Annotated in this window: 19 protein-coding genes; 5 read left to right on the top strand and 14 right to left on the bottom strand. The window is 72.4% G+C overall.

What is annotated here, in order from left to right; genetic code table 11:
- Positions 1-34: 34 nt before the first annotated feature.
- The 3 genes from ACGF5O_RS41380 to ACGF5O_RS41390 all read right to left on the bottom strand — a co-directional run bounded on the left by ACGF5O_RS41380 (position 35) and on the right by ACGF5O_RS41390 (position 3,948).
- Complete coding sequence (locus ACGF5O_RS41380) at positions 35-754, bottom strand: class I SAM-dependent methyltransferase (protein ID WP_393815093.1); 720 nt, start codon at positions 752-754, stop codon at positions 35-37.
- A gap of 28 nt (positions 755-782) precedes the next feature.
- Positions 783-2,303, bottom strand: coding sequence for a fibronectin type III domain-containing protein (locus ACGF5O_RS41385; protein ID WP_393815094.1), 1,521 nt, complete (start codon positions 2,301-2,303; stop codon positions 783-785).
- Positions 2,304-2,445: 142 nt separating this feature from the next.
- The gene (locus ACGF5O_RS41390; protein ID WP_393815095.1) at positions 2,446-3,948 is read right to left on the bottom strand and encodes an acyl-CoA synthetase; all 1,503 of its coding nucleotides are present in this window, start codon (positions 3,946-3,948) and stop codon (positions 2,446-2,448) included.
- A 302-nt stretch (positions 3,949-4,250) separates the two neighbouring features.
- Here ACGF5O_RS41390 and ACGF5O_RS41395 point away from each other — a divergent pair, with 302 nt between their 5' ends.
- The 3 genes from ACGF5O_RS41395 to ACGF5O_RS41405 all read left to right on the top strand — a co-directional run bounded on the left by ACGF5O_RS41395 (position 4,251) and on the right by ACGF5O_RS41405 (position 9,818).
- Positions 4,251-5,726 carry a cytochrome P450 gene (locus tag ACGF5O_RS41395; RefSeq protein ID WP_393815096.1) on the top strand — a complete coding sequence of 492 codons (1,476 nt, stop codon included), beginning with the start codon at positions 4,251-4,253 and terminating at the stop codon, positions 5,724-5,726.
- Positions 5,710-6,717 (top strand): (-)-alpha-amorphene synthase, encoded by a 1,008-nt coding sequence (locus ACGF5O_RS41400; RefSeq protein WP_393815097.1) that lies wholly within the window; start codon positions 5,710-5,712, stop codon positions 6,715-6,717. The genes ACGF5O_RS41395 and ACGF5O_RS41400 overlap by 17 nt, the downstream gene beginning before the upstream one ends.
- Before the next feature lie 188 nt (positions 6,718-6,905).
- Complete coding sequence (locus tag ACGF5O_RS41405) at positions 6,906-9,818, top strand: ATP-binding protein (RefSeq protein ID WP_393815098.1); 2,913 nt, start codon at positions 6,906-6,908, stop codon at positions 9,816-9,818.
- A gap of 27 nt (positions 9,819-9,845) precedes the next feature.
- On the opposite strand, the gene ACGF5O_RS41410 is transcribed toward ACGF5O_RS41405, so the two are convergent.
- The 9 genes from ACGF5O_RS41410 to ACGF5O_RS41450 all read right to left on the bottom strand — a co-directional run bounded on the left by ACGF5O_RS41410 (position 9,846) and on the right by ACGF5O_RS41450 (position 21,069).
- The gene (locus ACGF5O_RS41410; protein WP_393815099.1) at positions 9,846-11,399 is read right to left on the bottom strand and encodes an acyl-CoA synthetase; all 1,554 of its coding nucleotides are present in this window, start codon (positions 11,397-11,399) and stop codon (positions 9,846-9,848) included.
- Positions 11,396-12,505, bottom strand: a complete 1,110-nt coding sequence (locus ACGF5O_RS41415) for a nitronate monooxygenase (RefSeq protein ID WP_393815100.1) — start codon at positions 12,503-12,505, stop codon at positions 11,396-11,398. The genes ACGF5O_RS41410 and ACGF5O_RS41415 overlap by 4 nt, the downstream gene beginning before the upstream one ends.
- A 107-nt stretch (positions 12,506-12,612) precedes the next feature.
- Positions 12,613-14,184 carry a phytoene desaturase family protein gene (locus ACGF5O_RS41420; RefSeq protein WP_393815101.1) on the bottom strand — a complete coding sequence of 524 codons (1,572 nt, stop codon included), beginning with the start codon at positions 14,182-14,184 and terminating at the stop codon, positions 12,613-12,615.
- Between the two features lie 130 nt (positions 14,185-14,314).
- On the bottom strand, positions 14,315-16,537 hold the full coding sequence (locus tag ACGF5O_RS41425) for a tetratricopeptide repeat protein (RefSeq protein WP_393815102.1): 2,223 nt from the start codon (positions 16,535-16,537) through the stop codon (positions 14,315-14,317).
- Positions 16,538-16,597: 60 nt separating this feature from the next.
- Complete coding sequence (locus tag ACGF5O_RS41430) at positions 16,598-17,443, bottom strand: oxygenase MpaB family protein (protein WP_393815103.1); 846 nt, start codon at positions 17,441-17,443, stop codon at positions 16,598-16,600.
- 9 nt (positions 17,444-17,452) lie between these two features.
- Positions 17,453-18,631: an acyl-CoA dehydrogenase family protein gene (locus tag ACGF5O_RS41435; protein WP_393815104.1), complete on the bottom strand. Its 1,179-nt coding sequence runs from the start codon at positions 18,629-18,631 to the stop codon at positions 17,453-17,455.
- A 94-nt stretch (positions 18,632-18,725) separates the two neighbouring features.
- The gene (locus ACGF5O_RS41440) at positions 18,726-19,250 is read right to left on the bottom strand and encodes a cupin domain-containing protein (RefSeq protein WP_393815105.1); all 525 of its coding nucleotides are present in this window, start codon (positions 19,248-19,250) and stop codon (positions 18,726-18,728) included.
- 110 nt (positions 19,251-19,360) lie between these two features.
- The gene (locus tag ACGF5O_RS41445; protein ID WP_393815106.1) at positions 19,361-20,593 is read right to left on the bottom strand and encodes an MFS transporter; all 1,233 of its coding nucleotides are present in this window, start codon (positions 20,591-20,593) and stop codon (positions 19,361-19,363) included.
- A gap of 23 nt (positions 20,594-20,616) precedes the next feature.
- Positions 20,617-21,069: a hypothetical protein gene (locus tag ACGF5O_RS41450; protein ID WP_393815107.1), complete on the bottom strand. Its 453-nt coding sequence runs from the start codon at positions 21,067-21,069 to the stop codon at positions 20,617-20,619.
- A 202-nt stretch (positions 21,070-21,271) separates the two neighbouring features.
- On the opposite strand from ACGF5O_RS41450, the gene ACGF5O_RS41455 reads away from it, so the two are divergent.
- Complete coding sequence (locus tag ACGF5O_RS41455) at positions 21,272-22,258, top strand: methyltransferase (protein WP_393815108.1); 987 nt, start codon at positions 21,272-21,274, stop codon at positions 22,256-22,258.
- Between the two features lie 77 nt (positions 22,259-22,335).
- On the opposite strand, the gene ACGF5O_RS41460 is transcribed toward ACGF5O_RS41455, so the two are convergent.
- On the bottom strand, positions 22,336-23,565 hold the full coding sequence (locus ACGF5O_RS41460) for a cytochrome P450 (protein ID WP_393815109.1): 1,230 nt from the start codon (positions 23,563-23,565) through the stop codon (positions 22,336-22,338).
- A gap of 600 nt (positions 23,566-24,165) precedes the next feature.
- Positions 24,166-24,453 (bottom strand): hypothetical protein, encoded by a 288-nt coding sequence (locus tag ACGF5O_RS41465; RefSeq protein WP_393815110.1) that lies wholly within the window; start codon positions 24,451-24,453, stop codon positions 24,166-24,168.
- A gap of 9 nt (positions 24,454-24,462) precedes the next feature.
- On the opposite strand from ACGF5O_RS41465, the gene ACGF5O_RS41470 reads away from it, so the two are divergent.
- Complete coding sequence (locus ACGF5O_RS41470; protein ID WP_393815111.1) at positions 24,463-24,711, top strand: cytochrome P450; 249 nt, start codon at positions 24,463-24,465, stop codon at positions 24,709-24,711.
- The last annotated feature ends 2 nt before the right edge of the window (positions 24,712-24,713 follow it).

The following is a 24,713-nucleotide window of genomic DNA, read 5'->3' on the forward strand; positions in this document are numbered from 1 at the left end:
TGCCGCAACGGATTTCGGCGGCCGGCCCCCGGTGTCAGGCAGCCGGGGCCGGCTTGCTCACCCGGAACGCGAACTGGCCGCAGAACGTGAGCTTGCGGAGGTTCACCAGGGCCGTCTCCCGCTTGCTCCTGCGGGCCCAGGCGTCGATCTCCGTGTTGAGCGGCGACTCCGTCTGCCAGAAGCGGCCGTACTCTTTCTTCCGCGCGCTGTGGTAGGCGCGCATGATCAGTGTCACGCCGTCGAGCGAGGGCCGGATCTCCTCCAGGGCGAGCCCGGCCTCCTCGACCAGCACCCGGAATCCGTAGGGCGTGTAGTTCCACAGGCTGAAGGAGTGGTAGGGCTCGAACTGCGAGGTGCTGCCGATGAACAGGCCGCCCGGGCGCAGCACCCTGCCCACCTCGGCGAGCAGTTCCCTGGGCCGGGCCACGTGTTCGAAGACCTGGTGGGAGTAGACGAGCGGGACCGCGCCGGAGCGGAACGGCAGGTTGACGCCGTCGAAGTACACGACGCTGTCGCCCCCGGGCGTGCGCTGGGCGGCCTCCGGCGAATCGCGGATGTCGACTCCCACCCAGCGGACGCCGGAGTCGTGCTTGCGGAAGAGCTCCGCCGACGTGCCCCGACCGCACCCGAGGTCGACCACCCGGTCCGGTGCCCGCGGCGAGCTCATGGCTTCGTCGAGGTAGTAGCGGGAGGTGACCTGACGGGCGTGGTCGTCAGGGATGCAGTCGTGCATGAGTTCCCACAGGGTCGACATGTCCCCACGCTACGGACGTGTCGTTCTTCTAGGCCACATCCAGGCGGGGGTTCGGGACCGCGGTCATCCCTTGGGGCGAACGGGACTGGGCGGACGGCGGCACGAGGCGGCCGATGCCGGACAGGTCGCGGGCGGCCACACTGTTGCGGTCGGCGACGGTCCGGCCGAGTGCGTGGTACGGCCAGAGTCCCCCGGCCTGCCGGCGGCTGCGCTCGTTCCACTCCAGGGCGTCGGCGGCGCGTGCCCGGAAGAAGTTGAGCGCGTAGCCGCCGCTGTGGATCCGCAGCAGGAAGAAACCGCCGGGGTACTCCTTGGCGGCACCGACCTCCAGGTGGGTCACCTGCGGGGCGAGGGGCACATGGGTGCGCTTGTTGCGGTGTGTGTGGCCCACATGGTGGAGGAACACACCCGGGGCGGAGGCGTAGGCCCGGAGGATCGCGCGGGCCTGGCGGCGGCCGACGCGCTGCGCCGGGCTCACCGGGAAGAGTGCCTCCCGGACGGTCAGCGGGTGGTGGCCGAAGACGACGGTGGGCTGTTCCCGGTGGGCGCGCAACCGGCGCCGGAACCAGGAGAGCTGCTCGGCGCCGAGTCCGCCCGCGTCACCGCCGTTGCCGCGCTTGTCGTAGGTGTCGAGGCCGACGATCCGCAGTCCGGCCACGTCGTGCTCGAACCAGCCGGGCCCGTCCGGTGTGCCGAACTCGCGGTGGAAGGAGTCGCCGTCGCCCGCGGCCCGGTCGTGGTTGCCCCGGACGACGAGGTAGTCCCGCCGGTGGGTGCCGAAGCCGTCGAGGATGCGCCTGGCCTCCGCCAGGTCGCGCGGTCCGCCGCCGGCGGAGATGTCACCGGCGGCCAGCAGCAGCCGGGCGCCGCGGCTGCGGGCCTCGTCCACCACGGCGCGGCTCATGAGTTCGGGGTAGGGGGTCTGTCCCGTCCGCTGCGCCACTCCGCGCAGGAAGGGGACGCCGGCCACGAGGCCGGCGACGGTCTCGCCGATGTGCAGGTCGTTGCAGAGGGCGACGGAGAACAGGTGGCGGCCGGGCGGGGGCTGCGGGGTGGTGAAGGAATAGGGGCCGCCGGAAGTGCCGAGGCCGTGGCGCGAGGTGCCGGCCGCGTTGCCGCGCACCAGGTGCAGCGCGGTGGGTGTGGCGGGCACGCCCCGGGAACGGGCCTGGTAGTAGTAGGTCTGTCCCGGCTCCAGGCCGGTGAGTTCGACGTGGTGGTGCGCGGTGGGCCGGTCCTCGCCCGCGGTGCGGTTGAGGCGGGCCGGATGGGTGCCGTAGACGACCTCGCCCTCGGTGACGGCGGGCAGCATCCGGCCGGTGCCGTCGTCGGTGCCGGGCAGGGCGGTGTGCCAGGTGATGACGGCGCGGTCCTCGGTGAGGGTGACCAGTTCCAGGTGGACGGCGGCGAGGGAGCGGGGGTGACGGGGACGGGGGGCGGCGGCGGAGCGGAGCAGGGCGGGTGCGAGGAGGAAGCCGGAGCGCAGCATCTCGCAGGGACCGGGGATGCCCGCGAGTGCGCCGAGGGGGACGGGGAGGCAGCAGCGCATGTCGGTTGTGTGCTCGCCGGCGGTGAACGGCGGACGTGGTGTCGGAAGCCGCACAAGGTATGGAACCAGACTTCTTGGGTCCGTACGGGGCCTTGTGTCGACGCTCACGTCCCGGGACCGGCAGTAGCCGTCGCCCCGGTCCTCACGAGGCGGGGCCGAACCGCTCCCGCAGTTCCCGCTTCAGGATCTTTCCGCTGGCGTTGCGGGGCAGCGCGTCCACGAACAGGATCCGCTTGGGCGCCTTGAAGGCGGGCAGCTTCTCCTTCACGTGGGCGATCAGCCCGGCCTCGTCGACTTCGCCGCGGGCGACGACGACCGCGGTGACCGCCTCGATCCACCGCTCGTCGGGCAGGCCGATCACGGCGGCCTCGGCGACCGCCTCGTGGGTGTACAGGGCGTCCTCGACCTGCCGCGAAGCGACCAGCACGCCACCGGAGTTGATGACGTCCTTCACCCGGTCGACGATCGTGTAGTAGCCGTCGGCGTCGCGCACCGCGAGGTCACCGGAGCGGAACCAGCCCTCCCGGAAGGCCTGTTCGGTCTCCTCGGGCTTGTCCCAGTAGCCCTCGCACAGCTGCGGTGAGCGGTAGACGATCTCGCCGGGGGTGCCGTCGGGCACGTCGGCGCCGTCCTCGTCCACCACGCGTGCCTCGACGAACAGGACGGTGCGGCCGCAGGAGTCGAGCCGCCCCTTGTGCTCCTCGGGGGCGAGCACGGTGGCCAGCGGTCCGATCTCGCTCTGCCCGAAGCAGTTGAACAGGGCGAGTTTCGGCAGCCGATCGCGCAGTCGCTCCAGGACGGGCACCGGCATGATCGAGGCCCCGTAGTAGGCCTTGCGCAGTCCGCCGAGGTCGCGGGTGGCGAAGTCGGGCCGGTTGGCGAGCCCGATCCACACGGTGGGCGGAGCGAAAAGGCTGTCGACGTCTCCGGCCTCGACGAGGTCGAAGAGGGTGTCGCCGTCCGGCCCGTCGAGGATGACGTTGGTGGCGCCCACCGCCAGGTAGGGCAGCAGGAACACGTGCATCTGGGCGGAGTGATAGAGCGGCAGCGCGTGTGCGGGCCGGTCCCCGGCGCTCAGGTCGAGGGCGGCGATCGCGCTCAGGTACTCGTGCACCAGGGCCCGGTGGGTCATCATCGCGCCCTTGGGCAGCGCCGTGGTCCCCGAGGTGTAGAGCAGCTGCACCAGGTCCTCGGTGCGCGGTTCGGGCCCGTCGTACGGCACCGCGTCGGCGAGCCGGGCCAGCAGCGAGCCGTCGGCGTCCCGCAGCGGCAGCGCCGGTACGCCGTCGGGGAGCCGGCCGGTGAGGGCTGGGTCGGCGAGGACCAGGGAGCTGCCCGACTGGCCGACGATGTACGCGAGGTCGTCGCCGGTCAGGTTCTGGTTGACCGGGACGTGGACCAGGCCGGCGCGGGCGCAGGCGAGGAAGGCGATCAGGTAGGCGTCGGAGTTGTGTCCGTAGGTGCCGACCCGGTCACCGCGGCCGAGGCCCTGGCCGAGCAGGACGCTCGCCGCGCGCGAGACGGCGTCGTCGAGTTCCTCGTACGTCCAGTGTCGTTCGCCGTACCGCACCGCCACCCGCGCGGGGGTGCGGCGGGCGCTGCGCCGCAGCACCCCGTCGACCGTGCTGCCCTGTCCCTGCGTCATGGCTCATGATCCTCGGCCCGTCGCCCGGGCAGGTCAAGCGAACGCGAAGGGCGACGCCGAAAACCCCCGGGTCCGGACGGGAAGGAACCACACTGGAGTGACAGAAAGAATCACCATCGATGCGTCATGCATCAAGAGGCGTTCACCGATTGGGCTCTTTGCTTCAACGTGCCCCTGTGCGCCCCTTTGGAGAAAGGTTTCCGGAAACCCGCACATGATTGAAGTGGGCAGGACTTGTCTCGGGCTGTCAGCCTCGAAGCAGGTTCGCTCATTTCACGCGTTGCACTGGGCAGGAGGTTTCCATGAACGGTGCTGTGCCCGAACAAAAACGGACATGGACAGCAGGTACTGCTCCCGGCATATTCCCACTCCTCGGTCACGCTATCGCCTTATACCGTCGCCCGCTGGCGTTTCTCAATTCTTTGCCCGCGCACGGGGATCTGGTCGAGATACGGCTGGGCCCCCGGCGCGCCTGGATGGTGTGCCACCCTGAGCTGGCCCACGAGGTGCTCATGGATCCGCGCACCTTCGGCAAAGGGGGCCCGCTGTACGACAGGCTGGGCAAGCTGATGGGCGACGGACTGGTCACCTGCCGTCAGTCGGCGCACCGGGACAAACGCAGGCTGTTGCAGCCGGCGTTCCGTCCGTCCCACGCCGCCGCGTACACGGAACTCGTCGCCGAGGAGGCCGAGTCGGTGTGCGAGGGGTGGCAGGCGGGCCGGGCGGTTCCCGTCACCGAGGCGATGATGGCCCTCACGACCCGCGTGATCAGCCGGGTCCTGCTCTCCGACTCGCTGGACGACACGGCCGCCGCCCAGGTGCGGGACTGTCTCGCCGACGTCGTCCGCGGTCTCTTCGTCCGCACGGTCGTACCGGTCGGCGCGCTGTTCCTGCTCCCGACCCCGGCCAACCGCCGCTACCGGCGGGCGCTCGCCCGCCTGCACGCCGTCATCGACGCGGTGATCGCCGAACGCCGCCGGGGCATCCCGCGGGACGACGTCCTGGGAACGCTGCTGGCGGTCCCCCACGGCCACGGCACGCAACCCGCCCGTACCGACCAGGAGATCCACGACCACCTGATCACCCTGCTGCTCACGGGCGCCGAGACCTCGGCCCTGTCCCTGGCCGCGGCGTTCAGCCTGCTGGCCCGCCATCCCGAGGCCGAACGGCGTCTGCACGCCGAGCTGGACACCGTGCTGCCCGGTGGCCGCCGGCCACGCCCCGACGACCTGCCGCACCTCGTCCGGACCCGGTGCGTCGTCTCCGAGACGCTGCGCCACTCGTCCCCCGGCTGGCTCTTCACCCGCGTCGCCACCCGGGAGACGGAACTCGCAGGACGCCGGCTGCCCGCCGGGGCCACCGTGCTCTACAGCCCCTACCTCCTCCACCACGATCCGTCCTCGTTCCCCGACCCCGAACGCTTCGACCCCGACCGCTGGTTGCCGGGGCGGCCCACCGCCGGTCAGCGGCGCGCGATGATGCCGTTCTCCGCGGGCAACCGCAAATGCCTCGGCGACGAGTTCGCCATGGTGGAGATCACCGTGGCGCTCGCGACCATCGCCGGCCGGGTGCGGCTGCGCCATCTGCCCGGGTACACGGCACGGGCACCGCGCCCCGCGATCACACTGGGGCCGCGCTCCCTGGTCATGATCCGCGAGACACGTTCACCCGGCCCGCAGGCGCCGTCGTCCCACGCACCGCTCCCGCGCCGCTCGGTCTGCACCCGACAGGCACCGGACTCCCGATCGGCAGGTGACCACAGTGTCGGCAACACATGAGGAAGTCGCGGTCGGCGTAGCGGACGGAACACGCGCCGCCAACCTCGGAGACCTGATCGACGCCCACCTCCACATGCCCTTCCCCTTCCGGCGCAACCCCCATGAAGCCGAAGCCGCGGTCGGCGTCGGCGTGTGGCTGCGCGCGCGGGGGCTGACGGACGAGCCGGGCGTGGCGAAGATGATCGCCCGCACGCGCCCCGCCGAACTCGCGTCCTACATCAGCGCCGACGTGGATTCCGGTCTGCTCCAGATCGTGGCCAATCAGATCGCCTATCAGTTCGTCTTCGACGACCGGGCGGAGGACGTCGGGCAGCGATCTCCGGGCCTGCTGCTGCCGATGCTGTTCGAAAGCATCGCGATCCTGCGCGACGACCGGCCACCCAGCACTCCCCTCGGCGCGGCCCTGGCCGATCTCCACCGGCAGGTCCGGGAACGGTGTACTCCCGCGCAGGCCGCACGGTGGGCCTGGAAGAGCCGCGAATACGTGCACGGCCTGTTGTACGAAGCGGTGGCCCAGGCCCAGCCCTACCTTCTGCGGGCCGGAGACTGCACCTCCATACGGTCCCTGATCGCAGGAGTCGAACCGTTCTACCCGCTGTGCGAGGCCGCTCAGCCGGACGAACTGTCCGCCGCCGAACTCCACCATCCCGTCGTACGGCGACTGGCCCGGCTCTCGGCCGACGCGGCGGTGTGGATACCGGACCTGTTCTCCGCGGTGAAGGAACAGCGGGCCGGCGGAATGATCAACCTGGCCCTGGCCCACCAGCGCGAGAGCCGGTGTTCCCTGCAGGCCGCCGTCGTCCTCGCCATCCGGCAGATCAACAGCACGATCGAGGAGTTCCAGGAGCTCTACGCCAGGGTCGAACCGGAGCTCAGCGCCGCGGGGGTCGGTTACGTGGAAGGCATGACCGGCTGGATCCGCGGGTGCTACCACTGGTCCCGGACCGTACCCCGGTACGCGGATGTGGCGTCGGTGGCCGTCTTGTCGTAGGTGTACCCGCCGCCGTCCGGCGACCGCCCCTCAGGAAGGTGGCGATCAGGGCCTCCTACCCGGAAGGCGGACATTATCCCTTCTACAGTTCATGATTCACCCGATAGTACTCAGTCCGGTCTGCCCGCACCGCGACAGGGCGTACGCTCGGCTGTCCCCGGGCCGAACGAAAGAAAGCGGTACGGCATATGGCAATGGAGCCGCGGCAATCGGTCTTGGATCAGCAGACCTTGATCGAGCGCCGACGGGAACTTCAGGCCCTCGACGCGGCGTTCCGGGAATTGCGGCGGACCACGAGCGGAGTACCGCGAGCACGGCGCAAGGGATTGCTGGCCTTCACGGGGCGGGCCGGACTGGGCAAGACAGCCCTCATGGCGGAAGCACGCGCGAGAGCCGCGGCGGGCGGATTCACCGTGCTGTCGGGCAGGGGCGGCGAAGCGGAACAGGGTTCGGCCTTCCGCGTCGTACGCCAGCTGATGCAGCCCCCGCTCGCGCGGATGGAGGAGGCGGAACTCCGCGCCTTTCTGGGCAGTTGGTACGACACCGTCGCCGCCGTGCTCGGTCTGGAAGCAAGGGGGTCCGCTCCTGCTCCGGATCCCACCGGGGTCCGTGAGGGTCTGGACTGGGTCATGACGCGGCTCACGGTGAAGAAGGCACCCGTGGTCCTGCTCCTGGACGACCTGCACTGGGCGGACCCCGAGTCCCTGAAGTGGCTCACCTCCTTCGTACCCCGGGTCGACGACCTCCCTCTGCTGCTCGTGGTCGCCTACCGGCCCGACGAACTGCCGCCCGAGGGAGGCGAACTGCGCACCCTCGTGGGACACCACGGGGACCGCCCTCACGAGCTCGAACTGCTCACCGCCGAAGGGGTGGCCACTATCGTCAGGGCCGAAGTCGGTGAGGTGGCCCACGACGAGTTCTGCAGGGAATGCTGGTCCGCCACCGGCGGGAGCCCCTTCGAGACGGTGGAGTTCGCCATCAAGCTCGCCGAGCAGAGGGTGGGCGGTACCGAGGACGACCTGCTCGCGATGCGTGAGCTCGCCGCGGAGATCAAGGGCCCGGGGCTGATCGAGCGGTTGAAGCGGCTCGGCACGGCGACGGTCCGGTTCGCGCACGCCGCGGCCGTGCTGGGTTCGCCCTTCTCTCCACAGCTCGCCGCGACCATCGCGGTGCTCGGCGACGAGGAGGCGAACGAGGCGATCCACAAGCTGCGAGCGGCCCGGATCCTGTCCTACGGACGCGAACTCGACGGCTCCCTGCATTTCGTGCACCCGCTGATCGCCACGACGATCTACCGGTCCATCCGCCCGCAGGCCATCCGGGTCGGCATGCACAACGCCGCCGCAGAGGCCGTCCTCGCCGCGGGACACAGCCCCACCGCCGCCGCCCGGCATCTGCTGGAGGTCCCCTGCGAAGGCAGTCCGGAAGCGGTTGCGTGTCTCCGCGAGGCGGCTCGCGTGTACCTGCGTGCCGGTGCCACCGAGGCCGCCCGGCGCCTGCTGACCCGGGCCCTGCGGGAGCCGCCCCGGCCCGAGGACCGTGCCGCGGTCCTCCACGAACTCGCGTGCTCCACGTTCCTGATCGAGCCCACGGCCACCGTCCGGCACCTGCGCCAGGCGCTGGCGCAGTCCGACGTCGACCCCGATCTGCGCGCCTCGATCGTCTTCCGGCTCACGCAGGCTCTGGCCCACACCGACCAGCTGGCCGAGGCCGTGGGCGTGGCCACCGAGGAAGCGCGGCAGGCCACCAATCCGCGCGTCAAACTGCGCATGCAGGCCGATCAGTTCGTCTGGGGCATGTTCCAGGCCGACGACCACGACTCGCCCGCACGCTCCCGGACCCTGGCGCGGCTGGCCGAACAGTTGCCCGGCCGCAGTCTGGAGGAGCGGTACATCCTTGGGCTGCGGGCCTGGGACTCCGTCCTGCGCGGCGAGCCACGGCAGAGCATCCTCGGCCATGCCGAGAGGGCCCTGGACGGCGGCATGAGCTGGACCGACGAGAACCGGGGTTTCGAGGTCCCCGCTTCGGTCGCCCTGGTCTTCATGTACGCCGACCAGCCCCGACGAGCCGAGGAGTTGTTCAGCAAGGGGATCGCGGAGTGCGTGGCCAAAGGCTGGCGCGGCTCCCACCTGGCGCTCGGCCAGACCCTCGCCGGTTACATCCGCTACCGCCGCGGGTGCCTCGCAGAGGCCGAGGAACTGGTACGGGGAGGGCTGCTGATCGCCGACAAGGTGGAGGGGGCCGTGCCGGCGCAGTGGTTCGCCGTCGGCATCCTGATCCAGACGCTGCTGGCCCGCGGGCGCGTCGCCGAGGCGCGGGCGCTCGCCGACGAGCACCACTTCGGTGCGACGGCTCCCAACGCCGTCATCTACCCCGACCCCCGCACCGTCTACGCCGAACTCCTCCTCGCCGAGGGCCGGCACGCCGAGGCGGCGGGGCTGTTGGTCTCGGTCGGGGAGTGGCTGGACGCGCGGGGCTGGCGGAATCCGGCCTGGTGTCCGTGGCAGCTGCGGCTCGCGACCGCGCTCGCGCCCACCGCGCCCGAGGAGGCGGTGGGGCATGCCGAGGAAGCCGTGCGCCGGGCCCGGGAGTTCGGTGCCGCCTCGGCCGTCGGGCAGGCCCTGTACACGCTCGCCGAGGTGACCCGCGGGCCGGCGGCGGTCGACCTGTACGCGCAGGCCGTCGAACAGCTGGAGCAGTCGCCGGCCGCCTACGAACTCGCCCGCGCCCAGATCGGCCACGGTGCCGCGCTGTCCCTGGACGGCCGGCTCCAGGAGGCCGCCGACCGGCTCTACCAGGGGCTGGAGGGAGCCGTGCACTGCGGGGCCGAGGCGCTCGCCGCCCGGGCCAGGGAGGAGCTGTCGGCGGCCGGGCTGCGGCCGTTGCCGTTGCGCTACGCGCAGGTGGACACGCTCACCGTGCCGGAACTGCGGACCGCCGAACTGACCGTCCAGGGACACTCGGCGGGCGTGGTCGCCAAGGAGCTGCACCGCACCGAACAGGGCGTGCGGCAGCTGCTGTCCCGGGTCTACCGCAAGCTCGGCACCGATGCGGCCGGCCTCGCCGGGTTCCTGGAGGTCAGGCAGCGTCCACGCCCCTGATGGGCCGGGCCGCCGGGTCCCGGTCGGTCACACCGGCCTGGTGCGCCCCTCCCAGTAGGGGTCGCGCAGCCGCCGCTTGTACAGCTTGCCGTTGGGGTCGCGGGGCATCTCGGCGATGAAGTCGAGGGTCTTGGGGCACTTGTAGCCGGCGAGCTGTCCGGCGCAGTGGGCGAGCAGGTCGGCGGCGAGTTCCGGGCCGGGCTCGTGGCCGGGGGCGGGTTCGACGACGGCCTTGACCTCCTCGCCCCAGTCGTCGTGCGGGATGCCGAAGGCGGCGGCGTCGGCGACGGCGGGGTGGGAGAGGAGCACGGACTCGATCTCGGCGGGGTAGATGTTGACCCCGCCCGAGATGATCATGTCGATCTTGCGGTCGCGGAGGAACAGGTAGCCGTCCTCGTCGAGGTAACCGAGGTCGCCGACGGTGAAGAAGTCGCCGATGCGGTTCTTCTCCGTCTTGGCCCGGTCCTTGTGGTAGGCGAAGCCACCGGTGTTCATCTTCATGTAGACGGTGCCGAGTTCGCCGGGCGGCAGCCGGTTGCCGTCGTCGTCGAAGACCGCGAGTTCGCTGATGGGCCACGCCTTGCCGACCGTACCGGGCTTCTTCAGCCAGTCCTCGGCGGTGGCGAAGGCGCCGCCGCCCTCGCTGGCCGCGTAGTACTCCTCCACGCTGGGGCCCCACCAGTCGAGCATGGCCCGCTTGACGTGGTCCGGGCAGGGGGCGGCGCCGTGGATGGCGTGCCGCATGGCGGAGACGTCATGTTGTGCGCGCACATGCTCGGGAAGGGCGAGCAGGCGGTGGAACTGGGTCGGGACCATATGGGTGTGGGTGCACCTGTGTGTGTCGATCAGGCGGAGCATCTCTTCGGGGATCCACTTGTCCATGAGGACCAGGCGGTGGCCTATGTGGAGGGACGCGCCCGCGAACTGGAGTACGGCCGTGTGGTAGAGCGGCGAGCAGACCAGGTGGACGTTGTCGTCGAAGGGGCGGATGCCGAAGATGCCGAGGAAGCCGCCGAGGTAGGCCTCCTCGGGGAGTTTGCCGGGCAGCGGGCGGCGGATGCCGCGGGGGCGGCCCGTCGTACCGGAGGTGTAGTTCATGACCCAGCCGAGTTCGCGGTCCGCGGGCGCCGACTCCGGCTGTCCGTCGAGGAGTTCGGCGTACGGCCGGAAGCCCTCGATCTCGCCGACCGCGTACCGGTGGGTGGCGGGGAGGCCGGCCTCGTCGGCGGCGTGCCGGGCCGGGCCGGCGAACCGCTCGTGGGCGAGGAGCACCTTGGCGCCGGAGTCGGCGACGATCCAGCCGATCTCCGGGCCGACGAAGTGGTGGTTGATCGGGACGAGGTAGAGGCCGGCCTGGGTGGCGGCGAGGTAGGCGGTGAAGAACTCGGGCCCGTTGGGCAGGACGACCGCGAAGGCGTCGCCGCGTTCCAGGCCCGCGGCCCGGAGTCCGTGGACGAGCCGGTTGACGGCCGCGTGCAGGCGGCCGGCGGTCCATTCCTCGCCGTCGGGTGCGACGAGCACCTTGCGGTCGGGATCGCTCGTGGCCTGGGCCCAGAACCCGGTGGGGGGCGTACTGGTCACTTGCCGCTCCTTCCGGCGATGCGGTTGATGCGGTCGACGGCCTGTTCGAAGCCCCGGGTGAGGTCGTCGAAGACGGCCTGGACGCTGCGTTCGGCGGTCATGCGGCCGACGATCTGGCCGACGGGGGTGCCGAGCAGGGGCTCGACCTCGTACTTCTGGATGCGGGTCAGCGCCTCGGCGACGAGCAGGCCCTGGAGGGGCATGGGGAGGGTGCCGGGGCCGTTCGCGTCGTCCCAGGCGTCGGTCCACTCGGTGCGCAGCTGGCGGGCCGGTTTGCCGGTCAGGGCGCGGGAGCGGACGGTGTCGCCGGAGCCGGCGGCGAGCAGTTTGCGGGTCACGGCGGGCGAGGAGAGGTCCGCCTCGGTGACGGTCAGCCACATGGAGCCCAGCCACACTCCCTGAGCGCCGAGGCTGAGCGCGGCGGCCACCTGCCGGCCGCTGCCGATTCCGCCGGCCGCGAGCACGGGCAGGGGCGCGACGGCGTCGACGACCTCGGGGGTGAGCACCATGGTGGCGATCTCGCCGGTGTGGCCGCCGGCCTCGTAGCCCTGGGCCACCACGATGTCGATGCCCGCGTCCCTGTGCTTGACCGCGTGCCGGGCGCTGCCGGCGAGCGCGGCGACGAGGACGTCCTGGTCGTGGGCGCGGTCGACGACGTCGGCGGGCGGGGAGCCGAGGGCGTTGGCGAGCAGCCGGATCGGGTAGTCGAAGGCGACGTCGAGCTGGGTGCGGGCGACCTGTTCCATCCAGCCGGTGATGCGCCAGCCGGACGCCTCGCCGTCGGCCAGTTCGGGCACGCCGTACTTGGCGAGGGTGTCCCGGACGAACTGCCGGTGCCCCTCCGGGATCATCGCCTCGACGTCGGCCTCGGTGACGCCCTCCACCTTCTTGGCGGGCATCACGACATCGAGCCCGTAGGGCTTGCCTTCGACGTGCGCCTCGATCCAGTCGAGGTCGCGTTTGAGGTCGTCGGGGGCGGTGTAGCGGACCGCGCCGAGCACTCCGAAGCCGCCGGCCCGGCTGATGGCCGCGGCCACGGCGGGAAACGGCGTGAAGCCGAAGACGGCGTGCTCGACTCCCAGGGTCTTGCTCAGCTCCGTCTGCATGGGCGCAGGATGCCGCAGTCACGCGGACGACGGAAGAGGTTTTCTGATGACCCGTCAGATTCTTTGCCGGTGTCCCGGTCGGCGGTGTCCCGGTCGGGGGCCGGGGGTCAGCCGTTCCGCTGTTCCAGAACCGCCATCGCCGCGTTGTGCCCCGGCACCCCGCTCACCCCTCCCCCGCGGACCGCGCCCGCCCCGCACAGCAGGACGTTGGCGTGCCGGGTCTCCACGCCCCAGCGGCCGGTGCCGTCCTCGGCGTAGGGCCAGGAGAGGTCGCGGTGGAAGATGTTGCCGCCGGGCAGGCGCAGGTCGCGTTCGAGGTCGAGGGGGGTCTTCGCCTCGATGCAGGGGCGGCCGTCGGCGTCGAGGGCCAGGCAGTCGGCGATCGGCTCGGCGAGGTGGGCGTCGAGCTGGGCCAGGGTCGACTTGAGGAGTTCGTCGCGTACCGCGTCGTTGTCGGCGGCGAAGAGCCGGGCCGGGGTGTGCAGGCCGAAGAGGGTGAGCGTCTGGTAGCCGCGATCGGCCAGGTCACGGCCGAGGATGGTGGGGTCGGTCAGGGAGTGGCAGTAGATCTCGGAGGGCGGCGCGGCGGGCAGCAGGCCGGCCGCCGCCTGGGCGTGCGCGGTGGCGAGCTGCCCGTAGCCCTCGGCGACGTGGAAGGTGCCGGAGAACGCCTCGCGCGGGTCGACGGCGGTGTCGCGCAGTCTGGGCAGCCGCTTGAGCAGCATGTTCACCTTGAGCTGGGCGCCCTCGGCGGGCTCCGGGGCCGGGTCGCCGGTGAGGGCGGCGAGTTCCTGCGGGGAGGCGCCCACCAGGACGTGCCGGGCGACCGCCACGCCCTCCCCGTCGGCGGTGCGGTAGGCGACCTCCGCGGTCTGCCCGTCCGTCTCGATCCGTACCGCCTCGTGCCCGGTGGCGAGCACCGCGCCCGCCGAGCGCGCGGCGTTGGCCAGTGCGTCGGTGAGGGCGCCCATGCCGCCGACCGGTACGTCCCAGGCGCCGGTGCCGCCGCCGATGACGTGGTAGAGGAAGCAGCGGTTCTGGCGCAGCGAGGCGTCGTGGGCGTCGGCGAAGGTGCCGATCAGCGCGTCCGTGAGGACGACGCCGCGCACCAGGTCGTCGGTGAAGTTCTCCTCGATCGCGACCCCGACCGGCTCCTCGAACAGGGCCCGCCAGGCCGCCTCGTCGTCGATCCGGCGGCGGAGTTCCTCGCGCGCGGGCAGCGGTTCGGTGAGCGTCGGGAAGACGCGTTCGGCGACCCGGCCGGTCATGGCGTAGAACCGCTGCCAGGCCTGGTACTCCGTCTTGCCCCCGGTGAGCCGTTCGAACGCCTCGCGGATCCGGCGTTCGCCGCCGCCGACCAGCAGTCCGGTGGGCCGGCCGTCGCGTTCCACGGGCGTGTACGAGGAGATGGTGCGGCCGCGGACCCGGAAGTCCAGGCCGAGGTCGCGGACGATCTTCCTCGGCAACAGGCTGACCAGGTACGAGTAGCGGGAGAGCCGCGCGTCGACGCCGGCGAAGGGGCGGGTGGAGACCGCGGCGCCGCCGGTGCGGCCGAGCCGCTCCAGCACCAGGACGGTGCGGCCGGCCCGGGCCAGGTAGGCCGCCGCGACGAGGCCGTTGTGGCCGCCGCCGACGATGACGGCGTCGTAGGTGCGGGTTGCTTCCGTGGCAGGGGGCATGGTTCTTCGTAACACATGATGATCTAGGCGGGTAAGAGGCGTGCCGGTTCGCTCCGCGGGATGGGCCGGTTTCGACCTGCGGGTCGTGGGTGGCTGGTCGCGCAGTTCCCCGCGCCCCTTTCGGGGCGCTTCACGGACGGCGTTGCTGCCGCAGCACCGCCACTCTCCGGTACAACTCCACCGCCTCGGGGCCTCGGCCCAGTTGTTCCAGGCAGTGGGCCTCGTCGTTGCGGCTGGCGAGGGTGTCGGGGTGGTCCGGGCCGAGGACTCGTTCCCGGGCGCTCGCCACCCGCCGGTACTCCGTCAGCGCGTCCGGCCAGCGGCCCAGCCAGCCGAGGCTCACGGCGACCTCGCGGCGGCTGACCAGGGTGTCGAGGTGGTCCGGGCCCAGGATCCGGTCGCGGATCGCGCACACGTCGCGGGACTCCGCCAGGGCCTCCTCCCAGCGGCCGAGGCGGCCGAGGTTGACGCCGAGGCCGTGGCGGGCGCGCAGGGTCTCGGGGTGGGCGGGGCCCTGGACGCGGGTGCGGTCGTCGATCAGGGCGCGGTAGAGGGTGAGCGCGTCGGCGCTGCGGCCCAGGCGGCCCAGGCTGATGCCGACCTCGTAGCGGGCGGCGAGGGTGTCGGGGTGGTCGGCGCCGAGGGCGCGGGCGCGGGCCTCGGCCACCTCGCGGTAGGTCTGCAGGGCCTCCTCCCAGCGGCCCAACTGGCCGAGAGCGTAGGCGACTTCGTAGCAGGTGACCAGGGTGTCGGGGTGCAGCGGGCCGAGCACCCGGGTGCGGGCCGCGGCCACGTCGTGGGCCATGCGGTACGAGTCCTCCAGGCGGCCCAGCCTGCTGAGGTTGAAGGCGAGGTTGTGGCGGCAGCGCAGGGTGTCGGGATGGTCGGGGCCGGCCAGCCGCTGCCGGGCGGCGAGGACGGCCGTGTACATCTGGTGGGCGTCGAAGTGGCGGCCCAACTGGCCCAGTACGTAGGCGGTTTCCTGGCGGGCGGCCAGGGTGTCCGGGTGGTCGGCGCCCAGGGCGTGCTCCCGGGCGGCGGTGACCTCGGTGTACGCCCGCAGCGCGTCGGCGGCGTGGCCGGTGCGGCTGAGGGTGAAGGCGATCTCGTAGCGGCTGGCGAGGGTGTCGGGGTGGTCGGGGCCGAGGAGGCGGGTGCGTTCGGCGGCGACGGCCCGGTGCACCTCGCCGGCCTCGGCCCAGCGGCCGAGCCGTCCCAGGCTGAGCCCCGCGTTGTGCCGGCCGGCGAGGGCGGCGAGGGCCGCCGGGGAGGGTGCGGGGTCCGCCGGGATCGGTGCCGCGGCGCCGGTGGCCGGGCGGGCGATCCACTCGCCGGTGAGCCCGGCGCCGGGGTCGGGCGGGGTGGTGCGCAGGGCGGCGCCGGTCGCCTTGTGGCCGGTGGTCATACCCCGGGTCCAGGACGGCAGCCGGGGCTCGCGGGCGGCCGGTTCCGGGGGCCGGAGCCGTGGCTGCGCGGTGACGACGGTGGGGACGTACGTGGGTGTCGTCCGCCCGGAGGTGATCCGGCGGCCCAGTTCCCGGGCGTCGTAGGGTCGTTGCTCCGGTCGTTTGGCCAGCAGGTCGAGGACGACCCGCTCGAACCAGCCGGGCAGTTCGGGGCGGTGGGAGCGCGGCGGGGCGGGCGGGGTGTCGCGGTGGCCGACGAGGATCGCCCAGGCGTCGTCGAGGTCGAACGGCGGTGCCCCGGTGGCGATCTCGTAGAGGACGCAGCCCAGTGAGTACAGGTCGCTGCGCTGGTCGACCTCGGTACCGCCGATCTGCTCCGGGGACATGTAGTGCGGGGTGCCCATGGCGATGCCGGTGCCGGTCAGCCGGGAGGTGAAGCCGATGTCGTGGCCGAGGCGGGCGATGCCGAAGTCGCAGATCTTCACGGTGCCGTCGGTGAGCCGCATGATGTTCGCCGGTTTCAGGTCCCGGTGCACGATGCCCTGCTGGTGGGTGTAGGCGAGGGCGGCGGCGACCTGCTCGGCGATGTCGACGACGTCGCCGACGGGCAGCGGGTGGTGCCGGTCGTCCTCCAGGAGCTGGCTGAGGTTGCGGCCGTCCAGCAGCTCCATCACCAGGTAGAGGATGCCGTCGTACTCGCCGAAGTCGTGGACGACGGTGACCCCGCGGTGCGAGAGGGCGGCGGCGACTCTCGCCTCGCGCCGGAACCGCTCCCGCAGGATGCGGGTGAACGCCTGGTCGTGGTGCGGGCCGAGCGGTTTGAGGCACTTCACGGCGACCTGCCGGCCGAGCGACTCGTCGCGGGCCCGCCACACCTCGCCCATCCCGCCCCGCCCGATCAGGTCGAGCAGCCGGTACCTCTCCTGGACCAGCCTGCTGTCAGCCATCGCGCGCCGTCGCCCCCCGTCGCGGTCCGTGACACCCCCCTGCTCGCCCAGTATGGCTGTCTATCGCCCGACTTTGTACGGTGCGGGGCGTGCGCCCGGGCCGAGCCTCGCGATGGCGTCCAGGATGTGTTTCGGCGGGAGTTGCCAGCGCAGACGTGCGGGAACACAGCGCAGCAGGGTGCCGGTGGCGCGCAGTCGGCGGGTGACGACGGCGGGTTCCGGGGCCGGTCTGCCGTACAGCTCGTGGGCGTACGGCGGCAGGGAGGCGTACGCGAGGTGGGCCACGCGCCGCCACAGCACCTCGCGCGCCGGTATCAGGAGCGGGTGCGTCGACGGGCGGAGCAGGAACTCGTCCACCGCGCGGGCGTCGGCGCCGACGGCGAGTACCGGCCGTACCGACTCGAAGTAGGCGGCCAGTGCCGCCCGGTCGCCGGGTACGGCGTCGGTGACGAGGCCCACCAGGCGGGCGCGGGCGCGCTGTTCGGCGATGTACCGGTCGGCCTGCGCGTCGGTGAGCGGGATGCCGGAGCGGCGGCCGACGTGCAGGTACGAGTCGATCTCGGCGCAGTGCACCCACAGCAGCAGCTCGGGTTCGTCCACGCCGTACCGTTCGCCGGTGTCGGGGTCGGTGGCGCCCAGCATGCTGTGGATCTTCCGTACCCTGGCTCCGGCGCGCTCGGCGTCCTCGGTGGTGCCGTAGACGGTGGTGCGCACGTAGGTCGCGGTCCGCATCAGGCGGCCCCAGGCGTCGCTGCGGAAGTCCGAGTTCTCCATCACGCCGCGCACGGCGCGCGGGTGCAGCGCCTGGAGGTAGAGCGCCCGGATGCCGGCGATCCACATCATGGGGTCGCCGTGCAGGTGCCAGGTCACGGAGTCGGGGGTGAAGAGCCCGGCGTCACCGTCCATACCGGCAGGCTAACGCCGTACCCGTGGCATCCCCAGTCCGATCCAGGAGATGATCTCCCGCTGGATCTCGTTGTTGCCGCCGCCGAAGGTGAAGATGACCGCCGAGCGGTAGCCGCGCTCCAGGTCGCCGTGGAGGACCGCGCCCGCCGAGCCCTCCTTGAGCGGCCCGGCCGCGCCGGCCACCTCCATCAGCGAGGCGTAGGCGTCGCGCCGTGCCTCGGAGCCGTAGACCTTGACGGCGGAGGCGTCCTGCGGGGTGAGGGTGCCCTCCTGGACGGCGCTCACCATCTGCCAGTTGAGGAGCTTCATGGCGTCGAGACGGGTGTGGGTGCGGGCGAGGTTGCGCCGTACCCAGGGCAGGTCGACGACCCGGCGGCCGTCGGCGAGCTTGGTCTCCATGGCCCAGCGCTGCACGTCGTGCAGGGCGCGGATGGCCATGGTGCCGTGGGCGGCGAGGGTGACGCGCTCGTGGTTGAGCTGGTTGGTGATCAGCCGCCAGCCGCGGTTCTCCTCGCCGACCCGGCGGGCGACGGGGACACGGATGTTCTCGTAGTAGCTGGCAGTGGTGTCGTGCGAGGCGAGGGTGTTGATCACCGTGCAGGAGTAGCCGGGGTCGGTGGTCGGCACCAGGAGCATGGTGATGCCCTTGTGCGGCGGGGCCTCGGGGTCGGTGCGGGTGGCGAGCCAGACCCAGTCGGCGGTGTCGCCGTTGGTGGTCCAGATCTTCTGGCCGTTGACGACGTACTCGTCGCCGTCGCGTACGGCCCGGGTCCTCAGGGCGGCGAGGTCGGTGCCGGCGTCGGGTTCGCTGTAGCCGATGGCGAAGTCGATCTCGCCGGAGAGGATGCGGGGCAGGAAGTACGACTTCTGCTCGTCGGTGCCGTACTGCATGATCGTCGGGCCGACGGTGTTCAGCGCCATCAGCGGGAGCGGCACGCCGGCCTGGGCGGCCTCGTCGAAGAAGATGAACTGCTCCATCGCGGTCAGGCCACGGCCGCCGTACTCCTTCGGCCAGCCCACGCCGAGCCAGCCGTCGGTGCCGAGGCGGCGGACGGTCTCCCGGTAGAAGCGTTTCTGCGCGGCCGGGTCGGCGTAGCGGGCGTAGGCGTTCTCCGGCACCAGGCCGGCGAAGTAGGCGCGCAGTTCGGTGCGCAGCCGCTGCTGCTCGGGCGTGTGGTCGAGGTGCACGGCGCCTCCAGGCTCCCCAAGGGCGGTCCTGACGGCGCACACCGTAGAACGTGTTCCAGAAATTGGGAATGGCGGCGGCCCGCCGTGACCGGTGTCAGCTCTCGTCGGGCGCCAGCGGACTGCCGTGCAGGGAGTCGAGCACCCCCGTGCCCAGGACCTTCAGCAGGGGCTCGGTGAAGACGCCGTCCACCAGGACGAACGCCATGCGGGCCGCCGTGGCCGTGCGGTTCTCCCAGCGGTGGTCGGTGCCGCGCTGGACCACCACGTCCCCGGCGCGCAGCACCCGCTCGGAGTCGTCGAGGACCAGGACGACCTCGCCGTCGAGGACGATGCCGTAGTCCACGGTCTGGGTCCGGTGCGTCGGGGAGACGCAGCCCGGCGGGAACTCGTTGACCCGGATCTTGGTGCCGCCGGGGGCCGGCGGCACGGTCAGGTCGCGCTGCGTGGGCTCGGGCTCGTCCGCCGCGAGGGGGGCCGGTACGGAGTCGGTGTTCCACATCTCGTAGAAGGCAGCGCCGTCGGGCGCGGTGCGGATGACGGGCGGCTCGCCGTCGGAGAGGAACACGGAGGTACCCGTCTCGTCGTGACCGGTGACGATCCGGCGGGGCGGCTGGCTCATGGCGGAGCTCCTCTTGTCGCACACGGGCTGCGGGGAACGGCGGTACCCGGGTCACGCTAGGCAGCGCGGCGGTACGGCGGAAACGCGTATCGGCGATGCCAGCCATCGGGTCAGCGGTTCGCGGCGGCCCGGCCCGCCTCCGCGCGGATCTCCTTCGGTGCCAGGGCGAGCAGGGTGACCGCGACCGCCAGCAGCACCGCCGCGAACTGGGCCGGCCGGATTCCGATGGTGGCCGCGAGCGGGCCCGCCAGCAGCGCCCCGAGCGGTGTGGCGGCCACCGAGCCGAGCATGTCGTACGAGCCGACCCGGGCGAGCCGGTCCGCCGGGATGGTCCGGGCCATGACCACGTTCCACTGGACCATCATCAGCTCCACCAGGACCCCGGTCCCGAACGAGAACGCGCAGATCAGCCAGAGCGGCAGGAGCAGCGCCAGGGCCAGCGTGGGCGCGGCGACCGCCGCTCCGCACAGGGTGACGAACCGCAGGGGCCGCCGGGTGGTGAAGCGGGTCGCGGCGCAGGCCCCGACGACGAGTCCGAGCGACTCGGCGACCAGGATCTCGCCCCAGGCGGCCGAACCGCCCAGGCTGTCCCGGGCGACCACGGGACCGAGCACGCTGTACCCCCACGCGCAGGCCATGAAGACCAGCGAGTACTGCAGGACGATGACCCACAGCCAGGTGTGGGAGCGGAACTCCCGCCAGCCCTCGCGTGCTTCGCCGAGCAGGCCGGGAACGGGGCGGAAGGCGTTCGGGGCGGTGCGGATCAGCAGGTTGGGGACGGCCGCGGCGAGCATCGCGGCCGCGTCCGCGGCCAGCGCCCAGCCGGGGCCGAAGGAGGCCACCGCCACCCCGGCGAACGCGCCGCCGCCGACGGTCGCCCCGTTCGTCGCCAGCCTGCTGATCGCGTTGGCCCGCTGGAGCTCCGCGTCCGGCACCAGGCGGGGCAGGAGCGCCGTCGAGGCGGGGAGGAACATCGCGAGGGCCGATCCGGTGCCGGCCTCCAGCAGCATGATCTGCCCGATGCCGGGGCGTCCCGTCAGCAGCAGGCAGGCGAGGGTGCCTTCGCAGCACGCGGTGAGCAGGCAGGCCGCGGCGATCACGTACTGGGCGCCGAACCGGTCCGCGAGGACTCCGCTGACCGGCATGAGCAGCAGGGCCGGGAGGACCTGGGCGGCCAGCACGTGCGACAGGTCGGCGACGGAGCCGGTGAGGCCGAGGACGGCGAAGGAGACGGCGACCGTCGAGACGGCCGTCGCGGCGGGGGCGAGCAGCCGGTCGAGGAGCAGCAGGCGGAAGCCGTGCAGGTGCCACACGCTCCGCGGCGCGATCAGCTGGACGGACATGACGGTGTGGATCCCCCCGGCCCTCAGCTGCCGGTCCGCGGGAAGGCCACGGCCCGGACCGGGGCTCCGGTGCCGCCGCGCAGCGGGACGGGGAAACCCGCGAACCAGAAGATGGAGATCTCGTGGCTGCGCACGCCCAGGTTGTCGGCGCGGCGGCGGGCGTCCGCCCTGGTCTCGGCGGAGTTGTAGCGGGACGGCATGAGCAGCGCCTCGACGTGGCCTGCGCCGAGCGCGTCGACCGCGAGGAGGACGAGCGCGGAGTCGATCCCGCCGGAGACGCCGAGGCAGACCTTCTCGAGGCCGTCCTTGCGCACGTAGCCGCGGACACCGAGCACCAACCCGGCGTAGACCTCGGCCAGTTCGTCCAGGACGGGCGCGACGGAGGGGACCGGGCGGGCCGGCGGGGGCGTGGCACTGGAGGGCCGGGGCAGGGGCGTACGGCTGGTGGTCGTACCCCCGTTGCGGTGCGCGCTCATCGGCCGCCTCTCGGTCCGGGGTCCGGGCCCGGAAGCGGGCCGCGGCCCTGGCTGATGCCGGTCGACACCGTACGGCCGTACCCCGGGGACATTCCCAGATCCCCGAACGAAGACCTGTCGGGCGTCGGGGCGCCGCTCCTACCTTCTTGTCCCACGCGATCCGGACGTGCCCGGCCACCGACGAGAGGGAACCCTGCCCGTCATGACCCAGCAATCCCCCGAGACGATCCACGCGCTCGCGTACGGCGCCTACCCGGCGCGCTGTCTGCAGGTCGCAGCCGAGATCGGCGTCGCCGATCTCGTCGACGACGAGCCGGTCCCCGTCGGCAAGCTCGCGGCGGCCTGCGGGGCCGCTCCCGGCGCGCTCGACCGGGTGCTGCGCCTGCTCACCTCGTTCGGCGTCTTCGAGGAGCGGGACGGCGGCTACGCGCACACCGAAGCGTCCCGCGTGCTGCGGGACGACCACCCGATGAGCGCGCGCCCGCTGCTCCGCCTGATGGGGCTGCCGCTGCACCTGGACAGCCTCTCGCTGCTGGAGCACACGGTGATGACCGGGGAGCCGGCCATCGAGGTGCTCCGGGCCGGCGGGCTGTGGGCCTATCTGCGGGAGCAGCCCGACGACGCCGAGATCTTCAACCACGCCATGACCTCGAAGGCGGCGGCGGACGGCCCGGCGGTCGTCGAGACCTACGACTTCACGCCGTTCGGCGTGATCGCCGACATCGGCGGGGGCAGAGGGCACCTCCTGCGGGGCATCCTGGACGCCGTCCCCGACGCCGAGGGAGTCCTGTTCGACCAGCCGGGCGTCATCGAGGCCCTGGGCTTCGCCGACCACCCGCGGCTGGCGCTGCGCGCCGGGGACTTCTTCGACGAGGTGCCCGCCGCCGACGCCTACGTGCTGATGCACGTCCTGCACAACTGGGACGACGAACGGGCCGCGCGGATCCTCGCCACGGTCCGGAGGTCGGCCGCCGCCGGAGCCACCCTGCTCGTCATCGAGAACGTGCTGCCCGACGAGCGGCCGGCCCCGGCGGCGCTCACGATGGACGTCATCATGCTCGCCCTCACCCGCGGCCGTGAACGCACCGAGGGCGAACTGTCCGCGCTCCTCGACACCGCAGGATTCCGGTTCACCGGGATGACGGAGACCTCGGGCACCATGCGCATCGCCGAGGCGAAGGCGGTCTGACCCGCACGACAGCGCCACCCCTGCCGACGGGAGCCCGGCCGGGGTGGCGCTGTCGTGTGTGCGGGGCGCAGGCTCCGCTACGCGGCGGGGCCCAGGATCACGGGCAGTTCGGCGAGGTCGTTGCCGATGAAGGAGTGCTGGGGCTCCAGCTCGTCGGGGGCGATGGAGAGGGCCAGCCGGGGGAAGCGGGCGAACAGGGCCGGCAGGGCGATCTCGGCTTCGAGCCTGCCGAGCGGGGCGCCGACGCAGTAGTGGATGCCGTGGCCGAAGGCCAGATGCTGCTTGTCGGCGCGGTCGATGTGGAAGGCGGCCGGGTCGTCGTGGATGCCGGGGTCGCGGCCGTGGGCGCCGAAGGCGATGAGGATGGCGTCCCCGGCCCGTACGGTGACGCCCTCGCCGAGGTCGATGTCCTCGGTGGCGTACCGCAGCGGCAGGTGCATGATCGGCGGGTGCAGCCGCAGCGTCTCGTCGATCACGTCGGCCCAGCGGGCGGGTTCGGCGAGGACGGCGGCGAGCTGGTCGGGGTGGGTGAGGAGTTCGCGTACGGCGGCGTCGACGAGGGAGACGGTGGTCTCGCTGCCGCCGCCGATCATCGCGATCAGGGTGGAGACGAGTTCCGTCTCGCTGAGCCGGTCGCCGTCCTCCTCCTGGGCGGTCAGCAGGACGCTGGTCAGGTCGTCGGCGGGGGCGCTGCGCTTGGCCGCGACGAGGGTCCGCATCGCGCCGTAGAGGTCGTTGGCCACGGCCGCGGAGTGCTCGGGCGTGACGTCGGTGGCGAAGACGTCGCCCATGATGCGGAGCATCTCGGGCCGCTGGTCGGCGGGGACGCCGAACAGGTCGCAGATGACCCGGGTGGGCACGCCGTGCGCGAACCCGGCGCGCAGGTCGACGCGTTGGTCGGCGCCACGGGCCGCCAGGTCGTCCAGGAGGTCGGTGACGACGGCCTCGATCGCGGGCCGCAGTTCCTCGATCCTGCGCGGGGTGAAGGCCCTGCCGAGCAGCTGCCTCAGCCGCGCGTGGTCGTCGCCGTCGGAGGTGAACATGCTGATCACGTCCACCCAGGGATAGAGCCAGGGTACGGCGCCGGGTTGGTGTCCGGGCCAGGACCTGCGGGCGTCCTTGGAGACGTGCGGGTGTACGAGGAGCTGCTTGGCGATGTCTCCGCGGGTGACCGACCAGGCGACGACGTCCTCGGGCATGCGCACGCGGACGGCGGGTCCGGCGGCACGGAGTTCGTCCGCCTGCTCGTACAGCCGTCTGCCGCCGTCGCTGTCGAGGGTCACGGTCTCGATGGGGATGCTGGTCACGCGGTACCTCCGGGGTGTGGGCCGCGGCGTGGACGCACGCCGGGTACGCGGGCGGGAGCATGCGCGGTGCCGGGCGGGGGCGTGAACCGCCTCGTCCTCGGATGATGAACTGCCTTACCGCGCGGGCGAGTTGGACGAGCGCAGCGCAACCGTACGGCCGTCTCGCGAGGACAGGCACAGATCCCCGAACGGGGACCTGGCGGCCGGCCGGGCCCTGTTCCTACCTTGGGTGGAGTGCGGACGACGGCTGCCCCGAGGCCGGTCGGCGCGACACGTACTGCGGTGCCGAACCGGCGAGTGGGTCATGGTTGCTGATGGCAGAGTCGTTCCGTCCTTCCCGATGCCCCGGGCACCCGGACGGCCCTTCGATCCCCCGCCGGGCCTGTACCGGCTGCGCCGGGAGGCGCCCGTGTGCCGGGGGCGGCTGTGGGACGGCGGCGTCGCCCGGCTGCTGACCCGGCACGCGGACCAGCGGGCCGTGCTGCTGGACAGCGAGCGGTTCAGCTCCGACACCGACCTGCCGGGGTTCCCTCATCGCAGCGCGAGTTCGAAGGCGATGCGGTCGCGGGAGCGGGCCTTCATCGACATGGACGATCCCGGTCACGGCAGGTTGCGCCGACTGGTGATCCCGGACTTCGCGGCACGGCGGACCGACGCCCTCCAGCCGATGATCCGGCGGGTCGTGGACGAGCGCGTCGACGCGCTGCTCCGCGGACCCGGGCGGTTCGACCTGGTGGCGGACTTCGCCACCCCGGTGACCCTGCTGGTGCTCTTCGAGGTCCTCGGAGTCCCGTTCCGGGGCGACCCGTTCCTGCGGGACGCGGCGCTGACGATGCAGTCGGCCGGCCATTCGGAGGCGGTGGGCACCTCGGTCAAGGCCCGGGTCATGACGAGGAGGTGTTCCCGGACGCGGACCGGCTGGACCTCGGGCGCTACGCCCGCGGTCATCTCGCCTTCGGCTTCGGCCGGCACCTGTGCCTGGGCCACCATCTCGCCCGCGCCCAGCTCCGGATCGCCCTCGGCACCCTGCACCGGCGGCTGCCGTCACTGCGGCTCGCCGTGCCGCGCGACACGCTGGCCTTCCGCCACGACAAGATGATCTACGGCGTCCACGAGCTGCCGTTGGTCCGCCGCGCACCCGGGTGACC

Origin of the sequence: Streptomyces sp. NPDC048291, assembly GCF_043201715.1 — a bacterium.
Classification (GTDB): domain Bacteria; phylum Actinomycetota; class Actinomycetes; order Streptomycetales; family Streptomycetaceae; genus Streptomyces.

Coding starts and splice junctions, on each gene's coding strand:
- ACGF5O_RS41405 (WP_393815098.1), top strand. CDS start 6,906: ATGGCAATGGAGCCGCGGCAATCGGTCTTGGATCAGCAGACCTTGATC.
- ACGF5O_RS41420 (WP_393815101.1), bottom strand. CDS start 14,184: ATGCCCCCTGCCACGGAAGCAACCCGCACCTACGACGCCGTCATCGTC.
- ACGF5O_RS41380 (WP_393815093.1), bottom strand. CDS start 754: ATGTCGACCCTGTGGGAACTCATGCACGACTGCATCCCTGACGACCAC.
- ACGF5O_RS41465 (WP_393815110.1), bottom strand. CDS start 24,453: ATGACCCGGGCCTTGACCGAGGTGCCCACCGCCTCCGAATGGCCGGCC.
- ACGF5O_RS41430 (WP_393815103.1), bottom strand. CDS start 17,443: ATGGACGGTGACGCCGGGCTCTTCACCCCCGACTCCGTGACCTGGCAC.
- ACGF5O_RS41385 (WP_393815094.1), bottom strand. CDS start 2,303: ATGCGCTGCTGCCTCCCCGTCCCCCTCGGCGCACTCGCGGGCATCCCC.
- ACGF5O_RS41445 (WP_393815106.1), bottom strand. CDS start 20,593: ATGTCCGTCCAGCTGATCGCGCCGCGGAGCGTGTGGCACCTGCACGGC.
- ACGF5O_RS41440 (WP_393815105.1), bottom strand. CDS start 19,250: ATGAGCCAGCCGCCCCGCCGGATCGTCACCGGTCACGACGAGACGGGT.
- ACGF5O_RS41450 (WP_393815107.1), bottom strand. CDS start 21,069: ATGAGCGCGCACCGCAACGGGGGTACGACCACCAGCCGTACGCCCCTG.
- ACGF5O_RS41395 (WP_393815096.1), top strand. CDS start 4,251: ATGAACGGTGCTGTGCCCGAACAAAAACGGACATGGACAGCAGGTACT.
- ACGF5O_RS41455 (WP_393815108.1), top strand. CDS start 21,272: ATGACCCAGCAATCCCCCGAGACGATCCACGCGCTCGCGTACGGCGCC.
- ACGF5O_RS41425 (WP_393815102.1), bottom strand. CDS start 16,537: ATGGCTGACAGCAGGCTGGTCCAGGAGAGGTACCGGCTGCTCGACCTG.
- ACGF5O_RS41415 (WP_393815100.1), bottom strand. CDS start 12,505: ATGCAGACGGAGCTGAGCAAGACCCTGGGAGTCGAGCACGCCGTCTTC.
- ACGF5O_RS41390 (WP_393815095.1), bottom strand. CDS start 3,948: ATGACGCAGGGACAGGGCAGCACGGTCGACGGGGTGCTGCGGCGCAGC.